The sequence below is a fragment of the Sutcliffiella sp. NC1 genome (assembly GCF_027594365.1).
Lineage (GTDB): Bacteria > Bacillota > Bacilli > Bacillales > Bacillaceae_I > Sutcliffiella > Sutcliffiella cohnii.
The window spans coordinates 2,732,743-2,755,870 of record NZ_CP115153.1 but is presented as its reverse complement, the minus strand read 5'-3'; the positions used below and the strand labels follow the sequence as shown (position 1 = coordinate 2,755,870).

28 protein-coding genes and 1 other RNA gene are annotated in these 23,128 nt (G+C 34.2%); 10 read left to right on the top strand and 19 right to left on the bottom strand.

Annotated elements, in window-relative coordinates; genetic code table 11:
• Nucleotides 1-10 precede the first annotated feature (10 nt).
• The 8 genes from O1A01_RS14370 (at nucleotide 11) to O1A01_RS14335 (ending at nucleotide 6,378) form a co-directional block, all read left to right on the top strand.
• A complete protein-coding gene (locus O1A01_RS14370) occupies nucleotides 11-535 on the top strand; it encodes a GNAT family N-acetyltransferase (RefSeq protein WP_270064383.1) in 525 nt (174 codons plus the stop codon).
• A gap of 81 nt (nucleotides 536-616) precedes the next feature.
• Nucleotides 617-757: a hypothetical protein gene (locus tag O1A01_RS14365; protein ID WP_270064382.1), complete on the top strand. Its 141-nt coding sequence runs from the start codon at nucleotides 617-619 to the stop codon at nucleotides 755-757.
• Nucleotides 758-812: 55 nt separating this feature from the next.
• Nucleotides 813-1,295, top strand: coding sequence for a DUF2975 domain-containing protein (locus tag O1A01_RS14360; RefSeq protein ID WP_270064381.1), 483 nt, complete (start codon nucleotides 813-815; stop codon nucleotides 1,293-1,295).
• Between the two features lie 10 nt (nucleotides 1,296-1,305).
• Nucleotides 1,306-1,530, top strand: coding sequence for a helix-turn-helix domain-containing protein (locus tag O1A01_RS14355; protein WP_270064380.1), 225 nt, complete (start codon nucleotides 1,306-1,308; stop codon nucleotides 1,528-1,530).
• Nucleotides 1,531-1,556: 26 nt separating this feature from the next.
• Nucleotides 1,557-2,375, top strand: a complete 819-nt coding sequence (locus O1A01_RS14350) for a DUF817 domain-containing protein (protein ID WP_270064379.1) — start codon at nucleotides 1,557-1,559, stop codon at nucleotides 2,373-2,375.
• Nucleotides 2,376-2,387: 12 nt separating this feature from the next.
• On the top strand, nucleotides 2,388-3,080 hold the full coding sequence (locus tag O1A01_RS14345; RefSeq protein WP_066410997.1) for an undecaprenyl pyrophosphate synthase: 693 nt from the start codon (nucleotides 2,388-2,390) through the stop codon (nucleotides 3,078-3,080).
• A 67-nt stretch (nucleotides 3,081-3,147) separates the two neighbouring features.
• Complete coding sequence (locus O1A01_RS14340) at nucleotides 3,148-3,636, top strand: hypothetical protein (protein ID WP_270064378.1); 489 nt, start codon at nucleotides 3,148-3,150, stop codon at nucleotides 3,634-3,636.
• Between the two features lie 345 nt (nucleotides 3,637-3,981).
• Nucleotides 3,982-6,378 carry a S8 family serine peptidase gene (locus O1A01_RS14335; RefSeq protein WP_270064377.1) on the top strand — a complete coding sequence of 799 codons (2,397 nt, stop codon included), beginning with the start codon at nucleotides 3,982-3,984 and terminating at the stop codon, nucleotides 6,376-6,378.
• Nucleotides 6,379-6,851: 473 nt separating this feature from the next.
• On the opposite strand, the gene O1A01_RS14330 is transcribed toward O1A01_RS14335, so the two are convergent.
• Nucleotides 6,852-7,007, bottom strand: a complete 156-nt coding sequence (locus O1A01_RS14330; protein ID WP_157076569.1) for a hypothetical protein — start codon at nucleotides 7,005-7,007, stop codon at nucleotides 6,852-6,854.
• A gap of 107 nt (nucleotides 7,008-7,114) precedes the next feature.
• Entirely contained in the window at nucleotides 7,115-7,987 is an 873-nt protein-coding gene (gene pheA / locus O1A01_RS14325) for a prephenate dehydratase (RefSeq protein ID WP_270064376.1), read from the bottom strand.
• Nucleotides 7,988-8,169: 182 nt separating this feature from the next.
• Here pheA and O1A01_RS14320 point away from each other — a divergent pair, with 182 nt between their 5' ends.
• Nucleotides 8,170-9,150: a DMT family transporter gene (locus O1A01_RS14320; protein ID WP_066410990.1), complete on the top strand. Its 981-nt coding sequence runs from the start codon at nucleotides 8,170-8,172 to the stop codon at nucleotides 9,148-9,150.
• A 33-nt stretch (nucleotides 9,151-9,183) separates the two neighbouring features.
• Here the strand turns inward: O1A01_RS14320 and trhO are convergent, their stop codons facing one another.
• Nucleotides 9,184-10,143, bottom strand: a complete 960-nt coding sequence (gene trhO / locus O1A01_RS14315; RefSeq protein WP_270064375.1) for an oxygen-dependent tRNA uridine(34) hydroxylase TrhO — start codon at nucleotides 10,141-10,143, stop codon at nucleotides 9,184-9,186.
• Nucleotides 10,144-10,446: 303 nt separating this feature from the next.
• Here trhO and O1A01_RS14310 point away from each other — a divergent pair, with 303 nt between their 5' ends.
• Complete coding sequence (locus O1A01_RS14310; RefSeq protein ID WP_443081812.1) at nucleotides 10,447-11,367, top strand: DMT family transporter; 921 nt, start codon at nucleotides 10,447-10,449, stop codon at nucleotides 11,365-11,367.
• A gap of 43 nt (nucleotides 11,368-11,410) precedes the next feature.
• Here O1A01_RS14310 and O1A01_RS14305 read toward each other — a convergent pair whose 3' ends face one another.
• From O1A01_RS14305 to O1A01_RS14230, 16 genes are all read right to left on the bottom strand, one after another.
• Nucleotides 11,411-11,881: a hypothetical protein gene (locus O1A01_RS14305; protein ID WP_066410988.1), complete on the bottom strand. Its 471-nt coding sequence runs from the start codon at nucleotides 11,879-11,881 to the stop codon at nucleotides 11,411-11,413.
• Between the two features lie 212 nt (nucleotides 11,882-12,093).
• A non-coding RNA gene (gene ssrS, locus O1A01_RS14300) (6S RNA) lies at nucleotides 12,094-12,278 on the bottom strand.
• Nucleotides 12,279-12,319: 41 nt separating this feature from the next.
• On the bottom strand, nucleotides 12,320-12,598 hold the full coding sequence (locus tag O1A01_RS14295) for a DUF6509 family protein (protein ID WP_066410987.1): 279 nt from the start codon (nucleotides 12,596-12,598) through the stop codon (nucleotides 12,320-12,322).
• Nucleotides 12,599-12,617: 19 nt separating this feature from the next.
• Nucleotides 12,618-13,082 carry a branched-chain amino acid aminotransferase gene (locus O1A01_RS14290; protein ID WP_270064373.1) on the bottom strand — a complete coding sequence of 155 codons (465 nt, stop codon included), beginning with the start codon at nucleotides 13,080-13,082 and terminating at the stop codon, nucleotides 12,618-12,620.
• Between the two features lie 38 nt (nucleotides 13,083-13,120).
• The gene (locus O1A01_RS14285; protein WP_270064372.1) at nucleotides 13,121-13,390 is read right to left on the bottom strand and encodes a DUF1292 domain-containing protein; all 270 of its coding nucleotides are present in this window, start codon (nucleotides 13,388-13,390) and stop codon (nucleotides 13,121-13,123) included.
• 101 nt (nucleotides 13,391-13,491) lie between these two features.
• Nucleotides 13,492-14,442, bottom strand: coding sequence for an ArsA family ATPase (locus O1A01_RS14280; protein WP_412766332.1), 951 nt, complete (start codon nucleotides 14,440-14,442; stop codon nucleotides 13,492-13,494).
• Between the two features lie 13 nt (nucleotides 14,443-14,455).
• Nucleotides 14,456-14,719: a cory-CC-star protein gene (locus O1A01_RS14275; protein WP_066410982.1), complete on the bottom strand. Its 264-nt coding sequence runs from the start codon at nucleotides 14,717-14,719 to the stop codon at nucleotides 14,456-14,458.
• A gap of 64 nt (nucleotides 14,720-14,783) precedes the next feature.
• Nucleotides 14,784-16,532, bottom strand: a complete 1,749-nt coding sequence (locus tag O1A01_RS14270; RefSeq protein ID WP_270064371.1) for a carbon starvation CstA family protein — start codon at nucleotides 16,530-16,532, stop codon at nucleotides 14,784-14,786.
• 166 nt (nucleotides 16,533-16,698) lie between these two features.
• Nucleotides 16,699-17,259 (bottom strand): PepSY domain-containing protein, encoded by a 561-nt coding sequence (locus O1A01_RS14265; RefSeq protein ID WP_066410979.1) that lies wholly within the window; start codon nucleotides 17,257-17,259, stop codon nucleotides 16,699-16,701.
• 106 nt (nucleotides 17,260-17,365) lie between these two features.
• Complete coding sequence (locus O1A01_RS14260; RefSeq protein ID WP_066410977.1) at nucleotides 17,366-18,115, bottom strand: PepSY domain-containing protein; 750 nt, start codon at nucleotides 18,113-18,115, stop codon at nucleotides 17,366-17,368.
• Nucleotides 18,112-19,485, bottom strand: a complete 1,374-nt coding sequence (locus tag O1A01_RS14255) for a HAMP domain-containing sensor histidine kinase (RefSeq protein ID WP_066410975.1) — start codon at nucleotides 19,483-19,485, stop codon at nucleotides 18,112-18,114. Before O1A01_RS14255 ends, O1A01_RS14260 begins: the two co-directional genes overlap by 4 nt.
• Nucleotides 19,482-20,177, bottom strand: a complete 696-nt coding sequence (locus O1A01_RS14250; RefSeq protein ID WP_066410972.1) for a response regulator transcription factor — start codon at nucleotides 20,175-20,177, stop codon at nucleotides 19,482-19,484. The genes O1A01_RS14255 and O1A01_RS14250 overlap by 4 nt, the downstream gene beginning before the upstream one ends.
• Nucleotides 20,178-20,332: 155 nt before the next feature.
• Nucleotides 20,333-20,578 carry a hypothetical protein gene (locus tag O1A01_RS14245; RefSeq protein ID WP_066410971.1) on the bottom strand — a complete coding sequence of 82 codons (246 nt, stop codon included), beginning with the start codon at nucleotides 20,576-20,578 and terminating at the stop codon, nucleotides 20,333-20,335.
• 83 nt (nucleotides 20,579-20,661) lie between these two features.
• Nucleotides 20,662-20,940 (bottom strand): late competence development ComFB family protein, encoded by a 279-nt coding sequence (locus O1A01_RS14240; protein ID WP_066410969.1) that lies wholly within the window; start codon nucleotides 20,938-20,940, stop codon nucleotides 20,662-20,664.
• 97 nt (nucleotides 20,941-21,037) lie between these two features.
• Complete coding sequence (locus O1A01_RS14235; RefSeq protein ID WP_066410968.1) at nucleotides 21,038-21,952, bottom strand: CBASS cGAMP-activated phospholipase; 915 nt, start codon at nucleotides 21,950-21,952, stop codon at nucleotides 21,038-21,040.
• Between the two features lie 100 nt (nucleotides 21,953-22,052).
• Nucleotides 22,053-22,949: a diacylglycerol/lipid kinase family protein gene (locus O1A01_RS14230; RefSeq protein WP_066410966.1), complete on the bottom strand. Its 897-nt coding sequence runs from the start codon at nucleotides 22,947-22,949 to the stop codon at nucleotides 22,053-22,055.
• Nucleotides 22,950-23,128 lie beyond the last annotated feature (179 nt).

The following is a 23,128-nucleotide window of genomic DNA, read 5'->3' as shown; positions in this document are numbered from 1 at the left end:
AGATGGAACAATGAATAAAGGTGTATTCAAAATTAGAAGAGCAAATATGGACGATGCGAAAGGAATTTCAAAAGTGCACGTCGACAGTTGGAAGACAACATACGCAAATATTGTTCCTAAAGAATACTTAAAAAATTTATCTTATGAAAGTAGAGAACAGTTATGGTTAAATAATATTCCAAATGGTGGTGTATACGTAGCAGAAAACAGTGAAGGAGACATTGTAGGTTTTTCTTCAGGAGGTAAAGAAAGAAGTGGTAAATATAATGGCTTCAATGGGGAGTTATATGCAATTTATATCCTAAAAGAGTATCAAGGACAAGGAGTCGGAAAAGCTCTCATTACCCCAATCATAGATGAAATTATTGGAATGGGATTACATTCAATGCTAGTTCTCGTTTTAAACGATAATTCATCTCGTCTTTTTTACGAAAGGCTTGGTGGTAAATTACTAGATGTTGTAGAAGTCGAGATTGCAGGGAAGAAACTTTCCGAACTTGTATATGGTTGGGAAGATATACGGAATATAGTTTAATTTTTACTACAACAACTATCGGGTGCTACTAAGAAAGAATATTTGTTTTTTAAATAGGAAAATAATTAGGGAGATATAAAGATGAGAACTGTGGCATTACCGAAAGTTTATTTAAGAGAATTAACACTTGAAGACGCAGAGGATACTAAACCTTCTGCGTTTTTTGTTTTATTACGCTTGAACAACAAAAATATTATTATAAATAATAAATATTTATTGTAAAACAATAAATCGTGTGATAGATTGATACATATAAAATGTAAATGAGGTGCAACAAATGAAACAAGTTTCAACCCTGTTTTTAAAAATAGCTGTTATTTTTATTGGAATGCCAATTCTTGCGCTATGTATTTTTTTAGTACCTGAAATAGCAAAATTCGCGGCAGAGCTGTATCCAACTATTACGTATATGAACTATCTAGTTTTTATCTTTTTTTACGTAACAGCGATTCCTTTTTATTTTGCTTTATATCAAGCCTTTAAGCTTTTGATCTGTATTGACAACAATCAAGCTTTCTCAGAAGTTTCCGTAAGAGGCTTAAAAAATATTAAAAACTGTGCAATTATGATCAGTTTTTTGTATGTGGTTGGGTTACCACTCTTTTATTTAGTGGCGGAGAAAGATGATGCCCCAGGAATTATATTAATTGGATTAGTCATTAGTTTTGCTTCCTTGGTAATTGCAGTGTTTGCAGCTGTTCTTCAAAAACTGTTAAAAGAAGCAATTGATATAAAATCTGAAAATGATTTAACGGTCTGAGGTGATGAACATGGCAATTATAATCAATATTGATGTGATGTTGGCAAAAAGGAAAATGAGTGTAACAGAGCTTTCAGAGAGGGTCGGTATTACGATGGCGAATCTTTCTATATTAAAAAATGGCAAGGCAAAGGCTATTCGCTTATCAACGTTAGAGGCTATTTGTAAAGCTTTAGATTGTCAACCAGGTGATATTTTAGAATACAGAAGTGATGAAGATATAGATGATAAATAATAGGGAAATGCAAAGGGGAGTTATAGATGAGTTTACCTATTGCTAATACGCAAAGTAAAGCTTTTAGTTTAGTAAGAGCAACAAAGCAACTCTTTTCTTTTGGTTGGGAGCAAGCGTTATCCTGTTTGTTTCCTGTCGTTATATTTGCTTCTTTAGCGCTAACTCAAATAATTCCGCTTCCTTTCTTTGCAAGATATGATTGGCTACTTATCATATGCATATTGATGCAGTGGTGGATGGTACGATCAGGGCTTGAAACGAAAGATGAACTTAAAGTGATTACTTTGTTTCACCTCATCGGTCTTGCGCTCGAAATTTTTAAAGTACATATGGGATCTTGGTCTTATCCAGAGGAAGGTTATTTTAAAATCTTAGGAGTCCCTTTATATAGTGGCTTCATGTACGCTAGCGTGGCCAGTTATCTTTGCCAAGCGTGGAGAAGGTTAAATGTTAATCTAGTGAAGTGGCCCCCGTTCTTAGTAGTGGTACCGCTTGCTACCGCAATATATTTGAATTTTTTCACTCATCATTATTGGATAGACATTCGATGGTGGTTATCCGGGCTTGTCATTATCGTCTTCTGGAAATCATGGGTCACGTATGAAGTTAGAGGAACTCTTTACCGTATGCCAATAGCACTTTCTTTCGTATTAATAGGATTTTTTATTTGGATAGCGGAAAATATCGCAACGTTCTTCGGAGCTTGGGAATATCCAAACCAAACCGGGTCTTGGAGTCTCGTCCATCTAGGCAAAGTAAGTTCCTGGCTATTATTAGTAATTGTTAGCTTTCTTATTGTAGCGACATTAAAGCTAGTTAAAAATAAAATACCAAATTTAAAGTAAAGGGGTACTGTTATGGAAAGAATTCCAGCTCATATCGCAATTATGATGGATGGAAACGGGAGATGGGGGAAAAGGCGTGGACTAACGAGAAGCCAAGGTCATTATGCTGGTTCCAAAGCAATGGAAAGAATTATCGATGCTTCATTAGAATTAGGTATAAAAGTGTTGACGTTATATGCGTTTTCTACAGAAAATTGGAAAAGACCAAAGGATGAAGTGAACTATCTAATGGATTTACCTGCACGTTATTTAACGGAGAAACTACCAGAGTTTATGGAGAAGGATATTAAAGTGTGGATATCTGGTAATATTGAAGGTTTGCCTAGCCACACGCGAAATGCGGTAGAAACAGCTATGAGAAAAACTTCTAATAACCGAGCATTAGTCGTCAATTTTGCTTTAAATTATGGTGGAAGAAATGAATTAATACATGCAGCAAAGTCTTTGATTCAAGATATAAACATCTCTAAAATATCAACCAATGATATTAGTAAAGAAATGATAGAAAATTATCTATATACGAAAGGGCTACCTGATCCAGAAATACTAATTCGCACAGGGGGAGAAAAGCGGTTAAGTAACTTTTTATTATGGCAAAGTTCCAGCGCTGAAATGTGGTTCACAGATACATTATTTCCTGATTTTAATAAAGAGTTGCTATTACAGGCTATTAATGATGTGAGTAAAAGAAAAGTGGAAGCATAAATACTTAACTTCTAAATAACAATAATAATTAAGTTTAATAATAGCTTTGAAGGGGTGTAATGCTGTTGTGAATTTTACTCATTGTCTAGACTTATCTAACCGGTATGTTGGTACAGCTAAAGGAGAAGTAAGAAATAAAGAAAACAAACAAAACTTTAATAGAGTTGTCATGTACTTTTTAGATCAAGCAGATAGCGTTGCATGGAAGTATTGGCCAGGGGATTTACAAGTGGCAGAAGAGAGCAACGTTAGTACAAAGGGTTATAATCTGCTACTTCCTAATAGAATAAAAGACATGCCAATAGAAGAAGGCATGCAAATAAGCTATTTTTCAATCGAATCCACTACAAAAGAAGTTTTATTAAAAAATAGCTCCCCTGATATACCTACAGATGTATTTGACTTTCAACTTTTAAACAATGGTAACGTTTTGTTGCATTCATTTGATAATGGTTCTACCTTATTATTTTGTGCATCAACAGAAGTTTATCATGACCTAGTAAAATTAACTTCGCCTAATTCGATTCTTCCAATTTTGAATAAGAGACCCAACTAAACGCCTGGAAAAAAATCAGGCGTTATTTTTTTGTACTTGTGATGAAAAATGCCGAAAAATATAGTGCTATATTCATAGACTCCTGTAATTTATAACTCGAATTATGACGCATTTTCGATTACGAAGAAATTATGTGTCAAAAAACACACTATATATTTCGATTTTTATGTCGTAATGATAGAGCGAAAGTCTGAGAGGGATATAGAATGTGTATCTATAATTAGTTACATTGTAAGGATTTTTAGAATATAATTCCCCGTTCTATTCAAGGGGGTGACTTTGTACATAGGGGAAAATTCTTAGAAATTCCTTACAGTATCGAAAATAAGGGGTGTATGTAAAAAAATGGGGAAAAGATTACCAAAAATATTTATTAATTTAATGGTACTTTCATTAATTATCTCTATGTTTGCGTTTGGGGCTAGTGCAAATGGAGGTAAGCAGGTTGAAGTAAAAGAATTACCTTTAGCAGAACTGTTTGGTGAAATTGAACTTTCGTCAAGTAAACCAACTACAGTTATTGTTGAGTTACAAGCGGAATCTATTGTAGAAGCAAAACATAAAGGGAAGAGCCAATCAAAAGGAAAATTAAAAGCAGAAAGAGATAAAGTAATCTCTTCTTTACAAGGAAAAGTTAGCAACGCAAAAGTAAATCGTGAATATGATCACGTATTTTCTGGTTTCTCTGTGGAATTACCTGCAAATGAAATCATTCAATTATTGGCAACTCCAGGAGTGAAAGCGGTTTATCCGAACGTACATTATACTGCTGATGTAATCTCCGCGGAGGAAATTTCTGCTGAAGCATTCAGTCCTGAGATGATGGAAAGTGCACCATTTATCGGGTCAGATCTAGCTTGGGATGCAGGGTTTACTGGTGAAGGTGTAACTGTAGCAATCATTGATACTGGGGTAGATTACACTCATCCCGATTTAGCTCACGCTTTCGGTGACTATAAAGGATTTGACTTTGTTGATGACGATAATGACCCTCAAGAAGGGCCAGGTCAATACCATGGTACCCACGTAGCTGGTACAGTTGCAGCAAATGGAGGAATTAAAGGTGTTGCTCCAGAAGCTAGTCTAATAGCCTATCGAGTATTAGGTCCTAATGGTGGAACGACAGAAGACGTTGTAGCTAGTGTTGAGCTTGCTGTTCAAGACGGCGTTGACGTTATGAATTTATCTTTAGGTAATACACTAAATAACCCTGATTGGGCTACTTCGATTGCACTTGATTGGGCGATGGCAGAAGGAGTAGTTGCTGTTACTTCTAATGGTAACGCTGGTCCTAATAACTGGACTGTAGGTTCCCCAGGAACATCTCGTGATGCTATTTCTGTTGGTGCAACTCAATTACCTTATAACGTATATACTTCGGTAATTTCTACATCCGAAGGTGTTTCATATCCGAGTGCAAAAGTAATGGGATTCCCGTCTGATGAGGAGTTACTTAGCCTAAATGATGGTGAATATGAGTTTGTATTTGTTGGCTTAGGTGCAGAAGAAGATTTCGAAGAAAAAGACCTAGAAGGGAAGATAGCATTAATTAGCCGTGGAGAATTTGCATTTGTTGATAAAGCTACAAATGCTAAGAATGCAGGTGCTGTAGGTGCGATTATTTTCAATAACGTAGCTGGAGAGCAGCCAGATGTACCAGGTATGGCTGTACCAACGATTAAAACTACGTTAGCTGACGGTCAAAAGTTACTCGCAGAGCTAGAAGCTGGAAATAACACAGTTTCATTCGATATTGAGTTTGATAAAGCAGTAGGAGAAACAATGGCTGACTTCTCATCCCGTGGTCCGGTAACACTTACTTGGATGATCAAGCCAGATGTATCTGCACCTGGTGTTAATATCGTAAGTACGTTCCCGGGTGAAGGTTATGCTGCACTTCAAGGAACTAGTATGGCATCACCACACGTAGCTGGGGCAGCAGCACTACTTCTTCAGGCTCATCCTAATTGGGGTACAGAAGATGTAAAAGCAGCATTAATGAATACAGCTGAGGATATGATTAATCCAGCAACAGGTAAAGTATACCCACACAATACGCAAGGTGCTGGAAGTATTCGTGTATTAGATGCTATTAATACTAAAACGTTAGTAGCACCTGGAAGCCATTCTTTCGGTAAATTTGTAAAAGAAAGTGGCAAACAAGTGGAAAAACAAAGTTTTGAAATTAAAAACCTATCCAACGAAAGAAAAGCATATAGCTTTGATGTAGAATTTGCTGGTAATCCAGAAGGTATTAAAGTAATGACAAGTAATAATTTACAAGTTCAACCTGGTAAAACACAGCAAGTTAACTTTAATGTTCAAGTGGATACTTCAAAATTAGAACCAGGGTATTATGAAGGATCAATTACTGTAAGTGATGGCACTCAATCTATTGAAGTACCAACAATCTTATTTGTAGGAGAGCCAGATTATCCTCGTGTGACTGGTGCATTTATGGGGAAAGAGGCTGACGGTTCTTATTATGTAGGATCATATTTACCTGGTGGAGCAGAAGTAATCGAGTATGATATTTATGTATTAGGACCTGGTAATACAATTGGTGGGTTTGTTGATACAATTGGATCATTTGAAAACGTATCAGCGCCAATTCATGAATTTAATTGGGATGGAACAGTTCAAAACGGAATTGACCTTGCAAATGGCGATTGGGTACTTGGAGTGTATGTAGAAAAAGCAGGTGTAACGGAATATAAAGCATATTTAGTTACGAAAAACTAATGTAAAAGAAAATCTCAGTTAGCTAAAGTTTAACTGAGATTTTCTTTCTTTTTTTTATTCTGTCTCAATATCAAAAGTATACTTTGTTAATGAGATAGAATTACAGTTAAATATTTAACTTCCTATAATTTATATTATGTAAACTAATAAAAAAAAGGGAGAGAGGTACAGTTGGATTTCTATCATTTTTTATTAGTGACTTTACTTCCCCTTTTTACTACAAGTTCTATTAGAAGAGTTTTATTGTTAAGTTCATTTCATAAGTTAATTATTTTAACCTTTTTTTATTATTTCTTTCGTTGATAATGTATTTAACAATTCTATGTGATTTAATTATTATTTAGTTAATTATTATTGTAGTTCTGTAAAATTTATATAGTTCAACAATATTCATCTCATCTGTATAAGACTATTTTATCTTTTATAAAAAACCACCCTGCTATGTAAAATTACAAATTAGGGTGGTTTTTTGTTTATTTTATTGAACTGTTCTTTTCAATATTATTTTTTACTGGTGTAACAACAGCATAAAGAGAATCTGTTGCATCTGACACGTTCATCTCAACTACTTTATAGCCTGAGACATTATTCCAACTGCTTTCAATAAATAACTTCTGATTATTTTGCATCATAACTCATCCTTCTTTACTATTTTTTAACTCACACAGAAGTTAGTATATTCAGCAGTTGTTAAAATGTGATATTTATTTTAAGTAATAGTTTATCTATACGAAGTTTATTTTGCAATAATGTTCATATTTATAGAATAGCAAGGATAGCTGCCTAACACTCGTACGGAACATTGTAGTGCTTCTAATTCTGCTATTACTCCTGGTATGAGAATGTCATCCATTCCGTGATCTACATCAATAACAAAAAAGTAATTTCCTAAACCTGTTTTCGTTGGCCTTGACTCGATCTTTGATAAATTTAATTTCCTCCATGAGAAAGCCGATAGTACTTGATGCAATGCTCCGGAATAATCGGAAGGTAAAGTGATCATTAATGTTGTTTTATGTTTCGTATAAAGTGGTGAATGATCTTTCGTTAAAACAGTATTGTTGCTAACTATAATGAACCGAGTATGGTTATTTTCGAAATCATGAATATTATGTTTTAATATTTGAAGCCCATACTCTTCAGCCGCTAATTCGTTACCAATCGCTACGGATAGCTCGTTAGGATGTTCCATTATATATCGAGCGGCCTCTCCAGTAGAATTTGTATACTCAATCTCTGCATGAGGAAATTGTTCTCTTAGAAAATTATGACATTGTGCAATCGCGTGAGGATGTGAATAAACTTTTCTCACAGCCTCCAAGTCGCCACTGTTTTTTTGTAATCCGAGTAAATGTTGCCTAATTGGTACAATAACCTCTCCGATAATTGGTAAATGGACGTTATGAAGCAAATAATCCATCGTTAAATTAACCGAACCCTCTATTGCATTTTCTAATGGAACAACTGCAATGTCTACCTCTTCATTGACAACTCCATCAATTGATGAAGGTATAGTTTTATATTGATGTCCTTCTGCATTTGGAAAAACTGCTTTAGCAGCCATTTCTGTAAATGTGCCTTTTGGACCTAAGTATCCTACTTTTTTCATTCTTCACATGCCCTTCTGCTTTAAAACGTTATTTTATAATAGTATAATACCTTTTAACATTTTAGCAAATTAAATTATAAATATTCATTCATTTCATTTTATTTAAAATAATTGTAGTAGCCTTATCTTTTAATCGACTATAATGGATATAAATATTTATTTTTAGGAAAGGTTGCTAAATAATGAGAGAGATATTACTCGGTATTTTAGCTTCGATGTTTTTTGCGGTTACTTTTATTTTGAACCGTTCTATGGAACTTGCGGGAGGTAGTTGGTTATGGAGCTCTTCCCTTCGCTTTTTATTTATGGTCCCATTTTTAATAGTTATTGTTCTTTGGAGAAAAAATTTAATGCAATTACTTCAGGAAATGCGCAAAAATCTAGTACCGTGGCTACTATGGAGCTTTATCGGTTTTGTTCTATTTTATGGACCAATTACATTCGCTGCAGCTTATGGACCCGGATGGTTAGTTGCTGGAACTTGGCAAATAACAATTGTAGCTGGTGTGTTGCTTGGTCCACTCTTTTATGAATTTATTCAAACTAATAATGGGCCGGTTAAAATACGAAATAAAATACCAGTAAAGGCATTGTGTATTTCATTTTTAATTTTTATCGGTGTTGTTTTTATTCAATTTCAAAATGCAGCAAATTTCACTCTTTCGTTATTGCTGTTAAGTGTATTACCGGTGTTAATTGCCGCATTTTCCTACCCGTTAGGCAATAGAAAAATGATGGAGTTGTGTAAAGGTAAATTAGATACGTATCAACGAGTACTCGGAATGACATTGGCTAGCCTCCCCTTTTGGTTTCTAATAGGAGGATATGCCTTCGTTACAATAGGTGCTCCTTCGAATGATCAAATTGTTCAATCATTTATCGTTGCAGTTAGTTCTGGTGTCATTGCGACAACGTTATTTTTTATTGCAACAGATCGTGTTAAGCATGATCAGACAAAACTAGCAGCGGTAGAAGCTACCCAATCTACCCAAGTTTTTTTTGTGATCGTTGGTGAAGTTCTTTTACTTTCAAGCCCTTTTCCGAACAACATTGCTATTATTGGTTTATTTATCATTATGATTGGAATGTTATTGCATAGTTATTTTTCAAAGAAAGGTACGACTAACGTAACTGTTATGAAACACAAAGAAAATAACATTTAAAAAGACCCCTCAATTTAATTTGAGGGGTTTAACTTATGCATTAATTTCTTCTGCTATTACGTTTAGTCTTTTTTGCACTTCTTCTTCTGGTAAGTCGTGTTGTGCAATGTAACGATTTCTTGGGTGTACACGACATTCATGCGAGCAACTACGCATATATTTATGCTCATTTTCTTCTGAGCTTAATATTTTTTTATTACATTCTGGGTTAGCACAGTTTACATAACGTTCACATGGTTCACCTGTATAATGATCTTTACCGATAATTACGTGCTCTTTTGGGTTAACGGGAACGCTTATACGCTCATCAAATACATAGCATAGCCCGTCCCATAGTTGTCCTTGTACTTCAGGATCCTTTCCGTACGTAACAATTCCGCCATCTAATTGAGCTACATCTTCAAAGCCTTCTTCTAATAGCCAACCGGAGAATTTTTCACAACGAACTCCACCTGTGCAATAAGTTAGTATTTTCTTACCTTCAAATTGCTGTTTGTTTTCTTTAATCCATTGTGGCAATTCACGGAATGAATTAATATCTGGTCGTACAGAGCCACGGAAATGACCTAAGTCATACTCATAGTCATTTCTAGCATCAATTACTACCGTATCTTCGCTTTTCATAGCTTCGAAGAATTCTTTAGGTTTTAAATGTTTTCCTGTTGTTTTATTAGGGTCCACATCATTTTCTAAACGAAGAGTTACTAGTTCTGGTCTATAACGAACACGCATCTTTTTGAAAGCATGGCCTGTTGCTTCGTCAATTTTATAGATCATATCAGCAAAACGAGCATCTTGTTTCATATGATTTATATAGGCATCTGTTTGCTCTACGTTTCCAGAAACCGTCCCGTTAATGCCTTCATCCGCAATAATGATACGACCCTTTAAACCTAGCTCGTTACAAAAGTTTAAATGTTCCTCTTTGAATTGTTCAGCATTTTCTATATGAACATATTTATAATAAAGTAAAACTCTATATGGTTGATTCATTACTAGTCACCTACTACTTTCTAAAAAATCTTTTAAATGATGTATAATTTATTACATTATAATAATATACCAAAAAAAATGTCTGATTAGCAACTTTTTATATTTAGGCAAATAAGCTCGAAGTCCCTTTTCAAACATAGAAATCACAACTATATACTTAATGTTCCTATAAAGGAGAAATTATTTCAGGTTATTTTTTTGAAAATATATTTCGTTTTACGAAAAACATGTTAAAATACGTTTAAATACTTTAGAAGATTGAAGGGAAAAAGATTGGATAAAAAAACTTGGCTAATTTATGGAATGCTCACGTTAGCAACAGCAACGTGGGGTAGTGCGTTTATTGCAGGTAAGTATGCAGTAGTTAGTTTTGAACCGGCAACAGTCGCTTTTTTACGGTTTTTAGGAGCAGCAATCATTCTTTTTCCTATTATGTGGACTGTAGAAAAAAATCGCCCAAAACGAACGAAAAAGGATTATTTGTTATTTGCTATTTTAGGATTAACGGGAATTGCCATTTATAACATTTGTTTTTTCTTAGCAAGTAAGCATGCTCCAGTAATAAAAAGTTCTTTATTTATAGCGGCTAACCCTATTTTAATTGTGTTATTATCTAGCATATTTTTAAAAGAAAAACTAACTAAGAACCATATTATCGGGATGGTAATTGCTCTAACTGGGGTATCTTTTATCATTACAGAAGGTGACTTTGCTTCCCTTATACAATTAGGATTTGAGCCGATTGATTTGATTCTTTTAGGGGCTGTTATTAGTTGGGCACTCTATAGCGTGGTTGGTAAAGTCGTATTATCGAAATTTAGTTCTATTTCTTCGACGACCTATGCTGTTGGGTTTGGTACTTTATTTTTACTCCCATTTGCTATTTATGAAACATCGTGGGCGGATATCCAGTCTGCATCGTTAACTGCTTGGCTTTCTATTGGCCACATGAGCGTTTTTGTTACAGTTATTTCCTTTGTTATGTATTACTACGGAATTAAAGAAGTAGGGGCTGCCAAATCTTCTATCTTTATCAACGTTATGCCACTTTCTGCTGTGATTATGGCAACTATAATATTAGGTGAAACGTTCACACTGTTTCATGCCATTGGTGCTACTTTCGTCATTATAGGGGTGTATGTAGCAATGAGAGTGAAAAAAGATAAAACAAATAAAGGCAATCGTTTATCTACAAAAAAATTGGCGCATAACACATATATCTAAGAAAAACCGCTTACCTTCTGATTGAGGTTAGCGGTTTTTTCTCTTAATACATTTCAACTTCATAATCTACTTCCATTTCGAGTTCATACTCTTCAATCAACGCATCAAGCTTAATTTGAAATTCTCTAATTATCGTTCGACCTTCTGCTAACCGTAAATTTGCCTCTTCAATAATAGAAACGTCTTGAAACTCAATACCGTCTAAAATAAGCATCATCGCTTCATATTGTTTTTTTGCGCCACTAACGTATATGTCATGTACTTGTTGTACCTCTTCTGTATTTGGCTTTAATTTCTCCAATTCATTTAATAGCTTTTGATATCTAGGTATTACTTCTAAGTTTAATGTGTCATATAAAGTGTAATCATCTGTATAATTATATCCAACAACACTATCAAACAAGTCTATTGCTTCTTCCTCGAGATCTGCTAATGGTAATAGTCCTTCGTTAACATATTCTGTAATATCCTTTTCGACTGACGCGGAAAAACAACCGGAAACAAGTAGACACATGGAAAGAAATAATGCAAAACGCAGCTTCTTAATCGTAAGTCACTCCCACATTTATATTTACTCTTTTTACATATGAATAAAAATAAATATGGTGCCTGTATACGTATTTTTTTAATGTGCTTTCTCTTCGTTTTGTAGTAGAATCTTCGGAAATTCGGAAACAATAAAAAGACCCAATTACAAAGGTAATTGGGTCGAAAAAAATAATTTTTTCATAAGCCACCATTGCCGTAACTTAAAATAAGAAAGTTTTAAACCACACTCCTCAAAGTGGGTGTTCGCAAAAGTGTTCATGTAGTCCTCAATCGAGGAGGCATTACATTCCAACTATAATTAAAACTCCCTATTACAGCATAAAGGTTAAAACTTTTTATTATTACGTACAGAGTAGCTTGTACAATTATATTACATGATTTTAGTATGGAAATCAAGTGCACCTTAAAGATGCTCTACGCAATATGAAAGAATAACTGCTAGTTCATCCTCTTCTAATTCAAAATCTAAATACTTGTTTGTAGCTTCTTCATATAAATGATGACTTAATAGTCGGGGACCATTATCATCCATCGCAATCAGGACTTTTACATATACTCCACTTTCAGAATATAGTTCGTCCTCCTCTTCAACATCCAAGTGCAAAATACACTCATATCTTTTTCCGGTTAATATTCCTGTTGGATCGACTATTTCTTCTATTTCATGTTTGATTATATTCATTGAATTCAACCTCGTAACATTACTTTTCATTTATTAATTGTATTAAGTTATTTATAACATTGTAGATAACAGTTAATGCTTCCTTTACCGTCATATTGTCGTCGAAAGCTTCTACATAATTTAGTGTGAAATTAATATCCCATAGCCCATCATTTTGATTAAACATGGCAGCAAACTTTAGTTCATCACTATGTAATATGTCGTTGAAATAACTTTTTATTTTGTCTTCATGTTTCTTTTGGACTGGTAATCCTATCATAACGTTATACGTTCTGAATATGTCATCGAGTTCGATGCATACCCCTTCAACTTTCAATTTTGTGAAGGCATCCATTTCGACGTAAATATACTCAACAATATGATTTTTTTCTATTAAGAAAGATATCTTTTCTTCGAGAAAAGCGGAAGTTTCCATTGCAATAACTTCATCTGTTTCTTTATGACTTCTTTCTATGTATACATCTTTAAAGAGTAGATTCTCCATCTTATTGCCATCCTTTATCGTAGTTTCTCTATCTAAGTTTAAGCTTCGTCATCAAAGTTTGTTTCAAAAGCTTTAGATACTTTATCGAACTCTTCATCACTAAGGATAGGGGCGAAATCGCCTTCTTCTTCCACTTTCAAGAAGAAAATATCCATATCTTCTTCCGAATCTGTCTCGATATCGTCTACGAAGGCAACAGCTACATATGTATGACTTTCAACTTCCATTGTTGCTAGTACTTCCATTTCTTGCTCTTCTCCATTATCATCCGTTATGGTAAATACTTCACCAATTTTAACTTCTTCCATTCCAATTCCTCCTTTTATACAGTCTTCATATATTATGACCATACTTTTAACAGAATAGAAGAGTTTTGTTCCACTTTTCATAAAAAATTCCCTAGCCTTTGTCACATGCTAAGGAATAACTGTTCGTTTTGTGAGATTTTTAATGAAAATTGCTCTAACAATGATACGGAATTTATATCCGTATCAAATAACGGAATATAAATTTTATTCTGCTCTAAAAAGCTTTGTTCAATTAATTTTAAATATGCATGTTCATTTTCTTTCCGATTTTTCCAAAATGGATCCTGTACTTCTACTTCTAATACTTTATTTACGATTAATGTCTTTACGAAAATGTTATGCTTTTTTAACTGTTCAATCGCCTTTTTAGTTTCTAGGATTGGCAGTCTTTCTGGATTTAAAGTGAAAATATACCCTGTCAATGATGTATTAAGTAGTATCGACCTTACTTTTGCGAATCGATCTTTTCTATGTTGCAAGACTTGAAAGATTGGATCTTCAATTGGTTCTCCGTCGTTTAATAGTTGACTATAATTTTCATTTGTTTTTTTTCGTCGCTCTAATAAGCCGTCTATCCATACACTCATAAGCTCTGGTAACGTTAATAATCTAATCGTATGTCCAGTAGGAGCGGTATCAAAAATAATAGAATCGTAATGTTCGCCTTCATCTAATATAATGGATACGATTCGGTCAAATAATGCCGCTTCTTCGGCTCCTGGAGTAGAGCTAGCTGCATCTATTTGTTTATTCACTTCATCTTGCATATGAGAAGACACAACGCCGCGAATGTTTTCCTTCACTTGATTGATATATGCTCTTGCTTCTTCTTCTGGGCTAATTTCAATTGCAAATAAGTTTGGGTACACTTCTTTCGCACTGTTTTTTAATTTTTTATGAAATATATCCCCAATATTATGTGCGGGATCGGTTGAAACAAGCAATGTTTTGCGTTTTTCTTTCGCTAACATTAATGCAATACCAGCTGCACTTGTTGATTTTCCAACGCCGCCTTTACCACCAACAAATAGTATTTTTTTATGCTTATTCATATTATTCATCCTTTTAACAACAGCGGAAACCGCTGAGTGGTGATTTTTCCATTCCCATTCGTAAATGCCAGTCATGAAACTTTTCCATCATATAAGGATAGAGCTCAAGCGTGTAATAAAAAGCGGGATTTGGTAATCCTAACGTTTCAGAAAGACAAAGTAGTAAAAATAAATCATCTTCATTTCTAAGTTCTCTAGCAACTTCTGCCCGGTGCTGCACAGATAATATCTCATCATACCATTGAAATATTTTTTTTATGTTGTTTATATAGTCCATCTGTATCACCTATCTTTCTAATGGAAAAGGAGCCTAGCATAAACTAGGTTCCTTTTGAATCATATTATTGCTTAAACGTATTATCGAGCGAATTGTTATCTTTTTTCGAAAGCTCATAAATGGCAGTTAACACGATCCAAATAGCAAATACTAAAATAATCGCACCAAAAATGAATAATAGAAGATTTGCATTTGTTCCTTGTAAACCAGACCACTCAAAGAACACTTGTTGAATCATCGCCCAAGTAGTCATTACTAATAAAAACACCATAGGTATGAACGTTACTAAATAGTTTCTTCCTTGGCGTTTGAGCCATACGGAAATTAATAGTAAACTTATTCCGGCTAAAAGTTGATTTGTAGTTCCGAATAATGGCCATAGTATATAACCACCAGAACCAAACCCATTTGGTCCTTTCGGTAATAATACTAGTGCAGCACTTGATAAAACTGCGATAGATGTAGCTACATGTGTTTTCGTAATAGTAGGAACTTTATACTCTACTCCTAGCTCTGAAATAATGTACCTCATTAAACGTACAGATGAGTCTAAAGTCGTAGCTGCAAAGCTTACTACAATGACGGAAATAATCGTCCGAGCAATGTCAGCTGGAATACCAATTCCGGTAGCTAATTGTGCACCACCGGCGATAAAGTTTCCAAGACCGCCTTGATTTGCTGCTCCAAAACTACTATATGCTTCTTTAAATTCTCCAATATTAGCAAATAACGTTACACAAGCAATAATAGAAATTAATGCTAAGAAGCCTTCTCCTACAGCTCCAAAGTAACCGACAAAACGAGCATCTGTTTCTTTATCTAACTGTTTAGAAGTCGTACCAGATGAAACGAGTCCATGGAATCCAGAAATTGCTCCACATGCGATGGTTATGAACATTAGTGGTAGCCATGATTTATCTGCAGCGTCAGGGTTTGTCATAGGTGCAGTAATTTCTGGATTTAAGAATAATAGTCCAGCGTACATAATGACTAGGCCTACAACTAATTGATGCGAGTTAATATAGTCACGTGGTTGAAGTAATTTCCATACTGGTAGTGTAGAAGCGATATAACAGTAAACCATTAATATAATAATCCATACAAAGAAGGCCATGGAGACCCCGTCTAAGCCGAATAGAACAGTAGATCCTTCCCCACCGAAATATCGAACTAAATCAATTTGTAAAAATGGTACTTTACTAGTAACAACTGCAGTACCGTACATTACTAGTAGTGCAATAATGGATGGAATAAGCATGCTTTTCTTTCTTTTGAAAACGGCATAACCTATCCAAATTGCTAATGGAATTTCAATTAAAACTGGTAGTACGCTTGCTGGGAATCTAATAAATAGATTTGAAATAACCCAAGCGAAAACAGCGTTAACCATTAGTACTAAAATTAAAATAATAAATAAAAATAATAACTTAGCATTTCGTCCAATTAACTTATTAGCTAACGTTCCGACAGATTGCCCTTTATTTCTAACGGATAGAACAAGTGTTCCGAAGTCGTGAACACCAGCAGCAAAGACGGTTCCTAACACTACCCAAAGAAGGGCTGGTAACCATCCCCAATAAACTGCAATTGCTGGTCCTAAGATCGGAGCTGCCCCGGCAACAGAAGTAAAGTGATGCCCCCAAAGAACAGACCTTTTTGTAGGGACAAAGTCAACATCGTCTCTAAATTCATGTGCTGGAGTTACAAAATTAGGGTCTAGACGATAAATCTTTTCGGCAACAAATTTTGAATAATAGCGATACCCAAGGACAAATACTATCGTCCCAACTACAGCTAACCATATTGCACTCATCTTTTATCCTCCTCTACCTATTTAATAGTAGGTATTAATTACAACTACTATTATAATTTCTATGTAAGCGCTTTACAATATATATTTAGATTCTTCTGAATATTTTATATTTAAGAAGAAACAAATATAAAAAGCCTATGAATCTCTCATAGGCTCCTTCACTATATTAGTCCCAATCGATAGTTAGTATCTCTCCTGTATGAGCAGAAATATCTAGTTCTACCTCTTTACCTGATTGTTTCAGCTCAATTTCATAAACATATATACCATCATCTTCATCTAGCTCAACTTCTTCAACCTTACTATCTTTAATTTCATTTAATGCAATGGTAATTGCTTCTTCCTTCGTAATTAGTTTATTTTTACTTTTCTCAGTTGAACTGCTATTTGACTCATTACTGTTGATCCATTTTGAAATATCATCTTCTACGAAAATTACTTCCCCAGTATATGCGTCGATATAAATTTCTGCGTCATCATCCATCCATTCTACTTCTACTTCATATACGTATGAACCATTTTTTCTTTCTAGTTCAACTTCTTCTACTTCGCCTTTTCCAACATAGTTTAATGCAATGTTTTTAGCTTCCTCAACGGTTATTATTTCAACATTACTGTTGTTAACCTCTTTTGTATTACTTGAAGTATCGTTGTTGTTTGCCGAAACGACAGCTCCAATACCTCCAACACTTAACACTGCAACTAAAATTATTACCCATTTTTTCATCTCATTTTCCTCCTTTTTGTTCTTCAAATACATCTTAACCAATGAATCTTATAAATTCAGAAGAGAAAAATGAGAATTTGATGAGAGAATAAAATAAATTTCTCCATTAATCTTCCCAAATAATATTCAGTAACTCCCCGCTATACGCATCGATATAAACGTATGCTTCCATATCTTCATCTTCAACCTCTATTTCCACTTCAAATACGCTTCGACCGTTTTGTTGTATAAGTTCAACGTCATCAATTTCACCTTCCACGTTAGAAAGTGCTATTGCTATCGCTTCTTCTTCCGTTAGTAAAGTCTGTTCTGTTTCCGGTTCTTTGATGTCTGCTTCCAATTCTTCGGCAACCCGGTAAAGTAACAGTGCTCCATTAAAAGCATCCACTTCCATAAGAAAGGATCCGTCCCTTTGGCGGCCTTCCACACGGTATTTATTACTTTCATCGTTTAGTAATACAGAAACAATGACAGTTACCCCTTCTACGGTTTGATGAATTATTTCATTTAACTCTGTTAAACTTATGACATTCTTTAAAGGAGAGGTTTCCTGTACATGATCTTCCTTTTTATCATTTTGTAAAATGGTAATGATATCTCCAGAGTATGCATCAATTTCAATTGTATATTTACGGTCATTATCATCTAACTGTGCGACATAGATAGTATCTCCACCAGTGTCTAATTTTTCGATATTAATAATAGTTCCAGTATACTGTTCGTGAATAATTGTTTTAATTTCCTCTTCTTCGAGTGCAGCTTCTGTTGGTTTTAAGTACATTGGAAATAAAATTGCTATAGTAAGCGTTAAAATAAACAATAAAATGACTACCTTTTTTCTGTGAAGTAACTTCATTTTATTTCCTCCCGTATATCTTTACATTCTTTTAAAAATAGAGTGAAAGTAGTTCCTTCATTTACTGTACTAGCAACTTCAATTTTACCGTTATGTGCATCTATAATAGATTTTGCGATGGAAAGTCCTAATCCGCTTCCGCCTGTTTGTCGACTTCTTGTTTTATCCACTCTAAAAAAACGATTAAAAATATGGGGTAAATCTTCTGCAGGAATACCGATACCCTTATCAATGAAAAGTAATTTAATATAGTCCTTATCTTTTTCTATATTTATTTGTATGGGTGCTTTACTATATTTTAAGCCATTTTCTATAAGAATAAATAAAACTTGCTTTAGTTGTAAATCGTTTCCTAGCACAAAATATTCGGTATGTGTAGTTACTGAAACATCTCGGTCAAATGCTACGGATAGTTTTTTAGCCGTTTCTGTCGTTATTGCAGTAATATTAATTTTTTCCGAGAGCGTAGTAGCTTTTTCTTGTTCATTTGTTGCTAACAATAATAGTTGTTTCGTTAAGTTTTTCATTCTTATCGATTCATCATGAATTGCATTTATAGCTTCTTCCAGTCGATTTGGATCATGTTTTCCCCATCTTTTTAAAAGTTTAGAATAACTTTCAATAACGGTTAGCGGAGTACGTAATTCGTGTGAAGCGTCAGAAATAAATCGACGTTGTTTTTCGTAGTTGCTTTCTAATATTTCTATCATTTTATTAAATGTTTCCCCCATCTGCTCTAATTCATCTTTCGGTTTTTCCGAAACATTTAGGCGTTGGAAGGTTCCTTCTTTCCGAATTCGTTCCATTGTATTTTGTAATGTTTGAATTGGTTTAATAATAATCGTGCTCAATGACCGACCTGCTAGAAATGCAGGTACTAGTACAATAATAGAAGCAACAACTAATACAACTTTTAACGTATTCATTGTAGATTCATAAGCTACCATTTTCTCACTATACTCTAAAGCAACAACAGTTCCATCTTCCCAAATAACAGGTATGCTAGCTACAGCATAAGGATTATTGTTATGGTGGATAATTTCACTATGTTGAGATAATGAAAATGTAGAGGGAAGTGCTCTTAGGTCTGGATCTTTCGTAATAATGACAGCTTCCTTTCCTGTATCCCGAATTACTCTTATGATGCCATTAGTTGGTACATACCCTGATAAAAGCTCGGATGCCCTTGCGGTTACTGTTCGGTCATGTTTAATAGAGGAAGCAATCGATTTTGCTTGATTGCTTACACGCTCTAACTCAGAGTTTGCTGTTAAATGATTAAAGGATAAATAAATACTACCGTTTACAACTAATAGTAATAAAAAAAGTAAGCCGGTCGAATATAATGTTATTCTTCTAGATATACTCATTTTTTACTTTCCCTCATACTATAACCAACTCCGCGAATTGTGTTTATTAAAGGATTTGGAAATGGTTTGTCTATTTTTTGTCTCAAATATCGAATATATACGTCTACTACATTCGTATCCCCGTAATAATCAAACCCCCAAACATTTTCTAAAATTTGATCTCTATTTAACACTTGTTTCGGATGTTGCATCAAATAAATTAATAAATCAAACTCTCGCGGTGTTAAATCAATTAATGTATTGTCCCGTACAACTTCCCTCGTTTGTAAGTTAACACTTAAATTGTCCATGGAAAGAATTGTGTCTTGTTGAGGGATAATATTTCCCTGCACTCTTAAACATGCACGAATTCTTGCAAGCAATTCTTCAATTTCAAATGGCTTTGTCACGTAATCATTTGCTCCTTGATCTAAGCCCATAACTTTGTCAACAATCGTATCACGTGCCGTCAATAAAATAACTGGAGTTTGATTACCTCCCGTCCTCATTCTTCTTAATACTTCTATTCCACTAAGAATTGGAATCATAACGTCTAGCAATAGTAAAGACCATGTTTCTCTTTCTACACTTTGTAGTGCAGATTCCCCGTCAGACACTATTGAAGTTTCATATCCTTCATGTTCCAGTTCTAACTGCAATACTCTTGCAATGTTGGCTTCGTCCTCAACAATTAAAATTTTCTCTTTGCTCATTTTTTGTACCTCTTTTTTTATATATAGTTATAGTTTAACAATTTTTATAAAGTTAAACTATATATCAACGTGTATGTGATTATTAAAGGAATGATAACACAAATAATCTTCGCCTTTAAAACAAAGCAAAATAAAAAGGCCTAACGTAAGTTGGCCTACCCGATTTGCTGTTCTTCGTCTGTTTCATTTAGTAATGAGCGCTTAGAAGGGATAATCGAAATTTCATTTTTCTTTAATAAATGCTGTATATGCTCTATTGGCATGGCACCGCGACCTTTACCATTTTCAAGTGTGAATTGAACAATATCTCCACTTTTACGAACAATTGTAAATTTTTCAGCACTATTAAAATAACCGTTAATATTAGCTGAGATTTGATATTCAGTACCCTTCTCATACATGTTGGGAAAACTCCCTTTCTACTTCGTTTTTATTTAGTATGAGAATATTTAACATGAATTATTCATTAATGAGTAATATTACTCTATTTATGTCTAGGATATTTTGCCACAACATGTATAGCGCTAGTAATACGTTTATTTATCCATCTTAAGTTTTCTTTATTATTTAACTTATTGTAGGCGTTTTGACGCCCTTCTTCTGTAGTAACATAATGACTAGGTAGAGTATTTAAACTCAATGCGACAATGTCTGTTCTACATTGTTCACACTTGCAAAATGCCTGATAATCGGTACCTAGCATTTGAACTGTTACAAGTGTTTCTACTAGTTCCTCCATTACATTAACTAATTTTTTTGACATGAAAAAATTCCTGCTTCCAATTAATTTATGGTTCTTTCAATGTGACTGACTTAGTTTAATATGAATCTTTTTTATTTTCAAGTACCTTGTCAAATAATTAGTTGCTTTCGATAAAATTTTGGATAATTTGTACCTCTTTACTATACACTTCTTTCCCTAAAGCAATTAGCTGCTCGATAAATTCGATATCGTCAAAAGGCATTTCTTCTCCAAGCTCGGCGTTTAAACGTAAATACTGTGAGCCTAATAATAATTGACAATGGTAAGAAACAGACTCTGAAGATAAATGCAGTGCTAAATCAAGCAGTTTAGGGGTTATTTTTAATGAGGGCAACTGAAAAGGCAACCATTGTTTAATCCCCCAATCAATATTTTCCGATATCGAAAAATCAATCTTTTGTTGCCCTGTCCCTAAAGATAGTATATTGATCTCGTTAATATTTTGTTGGAAATGATGTAGAGCTTCCGTCATACATACTAGTGATGGATTGTTTGCCCATAGACCTCCATCAATCGATAAATATCGATTGTTAATGTTGTTAGGTGGAAAATAAACGGGTGCAGAACATGATGATAAAACAGCATCCCATAATTGCACACTGTTGTCAGTCTCTTCCTGAAAGCCAAAATTTGAACGATGGACAAAAGGTTTACCATGAGTAATATCTACAGCTGGGATGAGAAGTGGTTTTTGAATGTCGGATAAGGAAAGGTCACCGAACGCTTTTTGAAAAAATCTCCTCAAATATCGATCGCTATATATACTTTTAAAAAATCCTACCTTTGCTTGTTTGACAAAAATTTTTTTGCCGTACTTTTTGTAACTTGCCATCAGTTTATCCATACTTATTTTACATGTAATGGAAGCGGCAATGATTGAACCAGTACTTGTGCCGGCAAAGCAATCGAATAGCTCGTAAATTGGCTTTTTATATTTGTTTTCAATTTCTTGTAAAATGGCAATGGCAAAGACTCCTCTTATTCCACCACCGTCGATACTTAACATCTTCATATTTTTTCACCTTTTATACAATTTCCCTTGCTTCAATACAAAGAAAATCACACTCTTTGAATGTCCTCTTAATAGCTTCTCACCTACACGGCGTAATATTCTATATTATGAATAATGCATTCTTCTTTACCGAAATGGTAATGGGTGTTTCCCCTAAAACTTCTCCGTCTCCTTGAATATGTAAACGAACATCACTTGATATGGAAATATTTATTCCTTGAAGTAACATTACTTCCTTTTCAAATATGTGACTGCCCATAAACACTTTATAGAACAGTTTAAGTAATTTTAATTTTGTTTTACTCGAAATGATGCAAATGTCTAATTTCCCATCACTATTTCTGGCACTTGGACAAATTTTTAAACCTCCACCATAAAATTGGCTGTTTGCTACGGCAATTAACCAAACGTCATCAATTATTTTTACGCTTCCATCTATATTTATTTTTACAGTGGAAGGTTTATAGGTTAAAAATAATCGTAATGCGTTAATAATATAGGAGTGTTTTCCAAGCTTCCATTTATTCATGTAATGTTTCAGCCTTGATCTGTTCGTTAATTCAGCTACTTGTGCATCAAATCCAACACCGATAACATTTCCAAAATGTCCAAAATTACTATGTAAAAGGTCGATTGTACCAGTATTCACTTGTAAAATTCTATCAAGTGCTAGTGCGCAATCATTCGGAATATTGTTTGCTCTAGCAAAATCATTACCAGTACCAGCGGGAATAACGCCAATTGGGATGGATGTAGCTTGTAATATATTAATAGTTTCATTGATGGTTCCATCGCCACCAACTACAACAACGGCACTGATGTACATGTCTTCCTTAAGTACAGTATTCCAGAGATGTTTTTCGAGTTTCCCTTTTTGAGGTTCTGTTACATAATAATTGTATGAAACCTGTTCCTTTTCCAACCGCTTGCGTACTTCTTCCCATACGTTTTTTCCTAGTCCATCTCCTGAAGTAGGATTCACGATAAAATAAAACATATAGAAACCCCCTATCCGCGCTTTCTATTCTTTTCTTTAGAATACCTGTTGTATGGAAGGAATAACAATCTTTTTTTATTAGGATTGTTCGCTTAAACACTTTTACTAATGGTAAAAAAATTGTTGACAATAACAGCTCTAGCTCATATAATTACCTTGAAGTTAATTATCTCGAATTT

What these genes read in the sequence shown, in the direction of transcription:
- O1A01_RS14245 (WP_066410971.1), bottom strand. Translation starts at nt 20,578, where the DNA reads ATGTATGAGAAGGGTACTGAATATCAAATCTCAGCTAATATTAACGGT.
- O1A01_RS14255 (WP_066410975.1), bottom strand. Translation starts at nt 19,485, where the DNA reads ATGAGTATATCTAGAAGAATAACATTATATTCGACCGGCTTACTTTTT.
- O1A01_RS14295 (WP_066410987.1), bottom strand. Translation starts at nt 12,598, where the DNA reads ATGAATATAATCAAACATGAAATAGAAGAAATAGTCGATCCAACAGGA.
- O1A01_RS14335 (WP_270064377.1), top strand. Translation starts at nt 3,982, where the DNA reads ATGGGGAAAAGATTACCAAAAATATTTATTAATTTAATGGTACTTTCA.
- O1A01_RS14250 (WP_066410972.1), bottom strand. Translation starts at nt 20,177, where the DNA reads ATGAGCAAAGAGAAAATTTTAATTGTTGAGGACGAAGCCAACATTGCA.
- O1A01_RS14275 (WP_066410982.1), bottom strand. Translation starts at nt 14,719, where the DNA reads ATGGACTATATAAACAACATAAAAAAAATATTTCAATGGTATGATGAG.
- O1A01_RS14365 (WP_270064382.1), top strand. Translation starts at nt 617, where the DNA reads ATGAGAACTGTGGCATTACCGAAAGTTTATTTAAGAGAATTAACACTT.
- O1A01_RS14350 (WP_270064379.1), top strand. Translation starts at nt 1,557, where the DNA reads ATGAGTTTACCTATTGCTAATACGCAAAGTAAAGCTTTTAGTTTAGTA.
- O1A01_RS14270 (WP_270064371.1), bottom strand. Translation starts at nt 16,532, where the DNA reads ATGAGTGCAATATGGTTAGCTGTAGTTGGGACGATAGTATTTGTCCTT.
- O1A01_RS14360 (WP_270064381.1), top strand. Translation starts at nt 813, where the DNA reads ATGAAACAAGTTTCAACCCTGTTTTTAAAAATAGCTGTTATTTTTATT.
- O1A01_RS14265 (WP_066410979.1), bottom strand. Translation starts at nt 17,259, where the DNA reads ATGAAAAAATGGGTAATAATTTTAGTTGCAGTGTTAAGTGTTGGAGGT.
- O1A01_RS14285 (WP_270064372.1), bottom strand. Translation starts at nt 13,390, where the DNA reads ATGGAAGAAGTTAAAATTGGTGAAGTATTTACCATAACGGATGATAAT.
- O1A01_RS14345 (WP_066410997.1), top strand. Translation starts at nt 2,388, where the DNA reads ATGGAAAGAATTCCAGCTCATATCGCAATTATGATGGATGGAAACGGG.
- O1A01_RS14355 (WP_270064380.1), top strand. Translation starts at nt 1,306, where the DNA reads ATGGCAATTATAATCAATATTGATGTGATGTTGGCAAAAAGGAAAATG.
- O1A01_RS14310 (WP_443081812.1), top strand. Translation starts at nt 10,447, where the DNA reads ATGCTCACGTTAGCAACAGCAACGTGGGGTAGTGCGTTTATTGCAGGT.
- O1A01_RS14305 (WP_066410988.1), bottom strand. Translation starts at nt 11,881, where the DNA reads ATGTGTCTACTTGTTTCCGGTTGTTTTTCCGCGTCAGTCGAAAAGGAT.
- O1A01_RS14330 (WP_157076569.1), bottom strand. Translation starts at nt 7,007, where the DNA reads ATGCAAAATAATCAGAAGTTATTTATTGAAAGCAGTTGGAATAATGTC.
- trhO (WP_270064375.1), bottom strand. Translation starts at nt 10,143, where the DNA reads ATGAATCAACCATATAGAGTTTTACTTTATTATAAATATGTTCATATA.
- O1A01_RS14370 (WP_270064383.1), top strand. Translation starts at nt 11, where the DNA reads ATGAATAAAGGTGTATTCAAAATTAGAAGAGCAAATATGGACGATGCG.
- O1A01_RS14320 (WP_066410990.1), top strand. Translation starts at nt 8,170, where the DNA reads ATGAGAGAGATATTACTCGGTATTTTAGCTTCGATGTTTTTTGCGGTT.
- O1A01_RS14280 (WP_412766332.1), bottom strand. Translation starts at nt 14,442, where the DNA reads ATGAATAAGCATAAAAAAATACTATTTGTTGGTGGTAAAGGCGGCGTT.
- O1A01_RS14290 (WP_270064373.1), bottom strand. Translation starts at nt 13,082, where the DNA reads ATGGAGAATCTACTCTTTAAAGATGTATACATAGAAAGAAGTCATAAA.
- O1A01_RS14260 (WP_066410977.1), bottom strand. Translation starts at nt 18,115, where the DNA reads ATGAAGTTACTTCACAGAAAAAAGGTAGTCATTTTATTGTTTATTTTA.
- pheA (WP_270064376.1), bottom strand. Translation starts at nt 7,987, where the DNA reads ATGAAAAAAGTAGGATACTTAGGTCCAAAAGGCACATTTACAGAAATG.
- O1A01_RS14235 (WP_066410968.1), bottom strand. Translation starts at nt 21,952, where the DNA reads ATGAAGATGTTAAGTATCGACGGTGGTGGAATAAGAGGAGTCTTTGCC.
- O1A01_RS14230 (WP_066410966.1), bottom strand. Translation starts at nt 22,949, where the DNA reads ATGTTTTATTTTATCGTGAATCCTACTTCAGGAGATGGACTAGGAAAA.
- O1A01_RS14240 (WP_066410969.1), bottom strand. Translation starts at nt 20,940, where the DNA reads ATGTCAAAAAAATTAGTTAATGTAATGGAGGAACTAGTAGAAACACTT.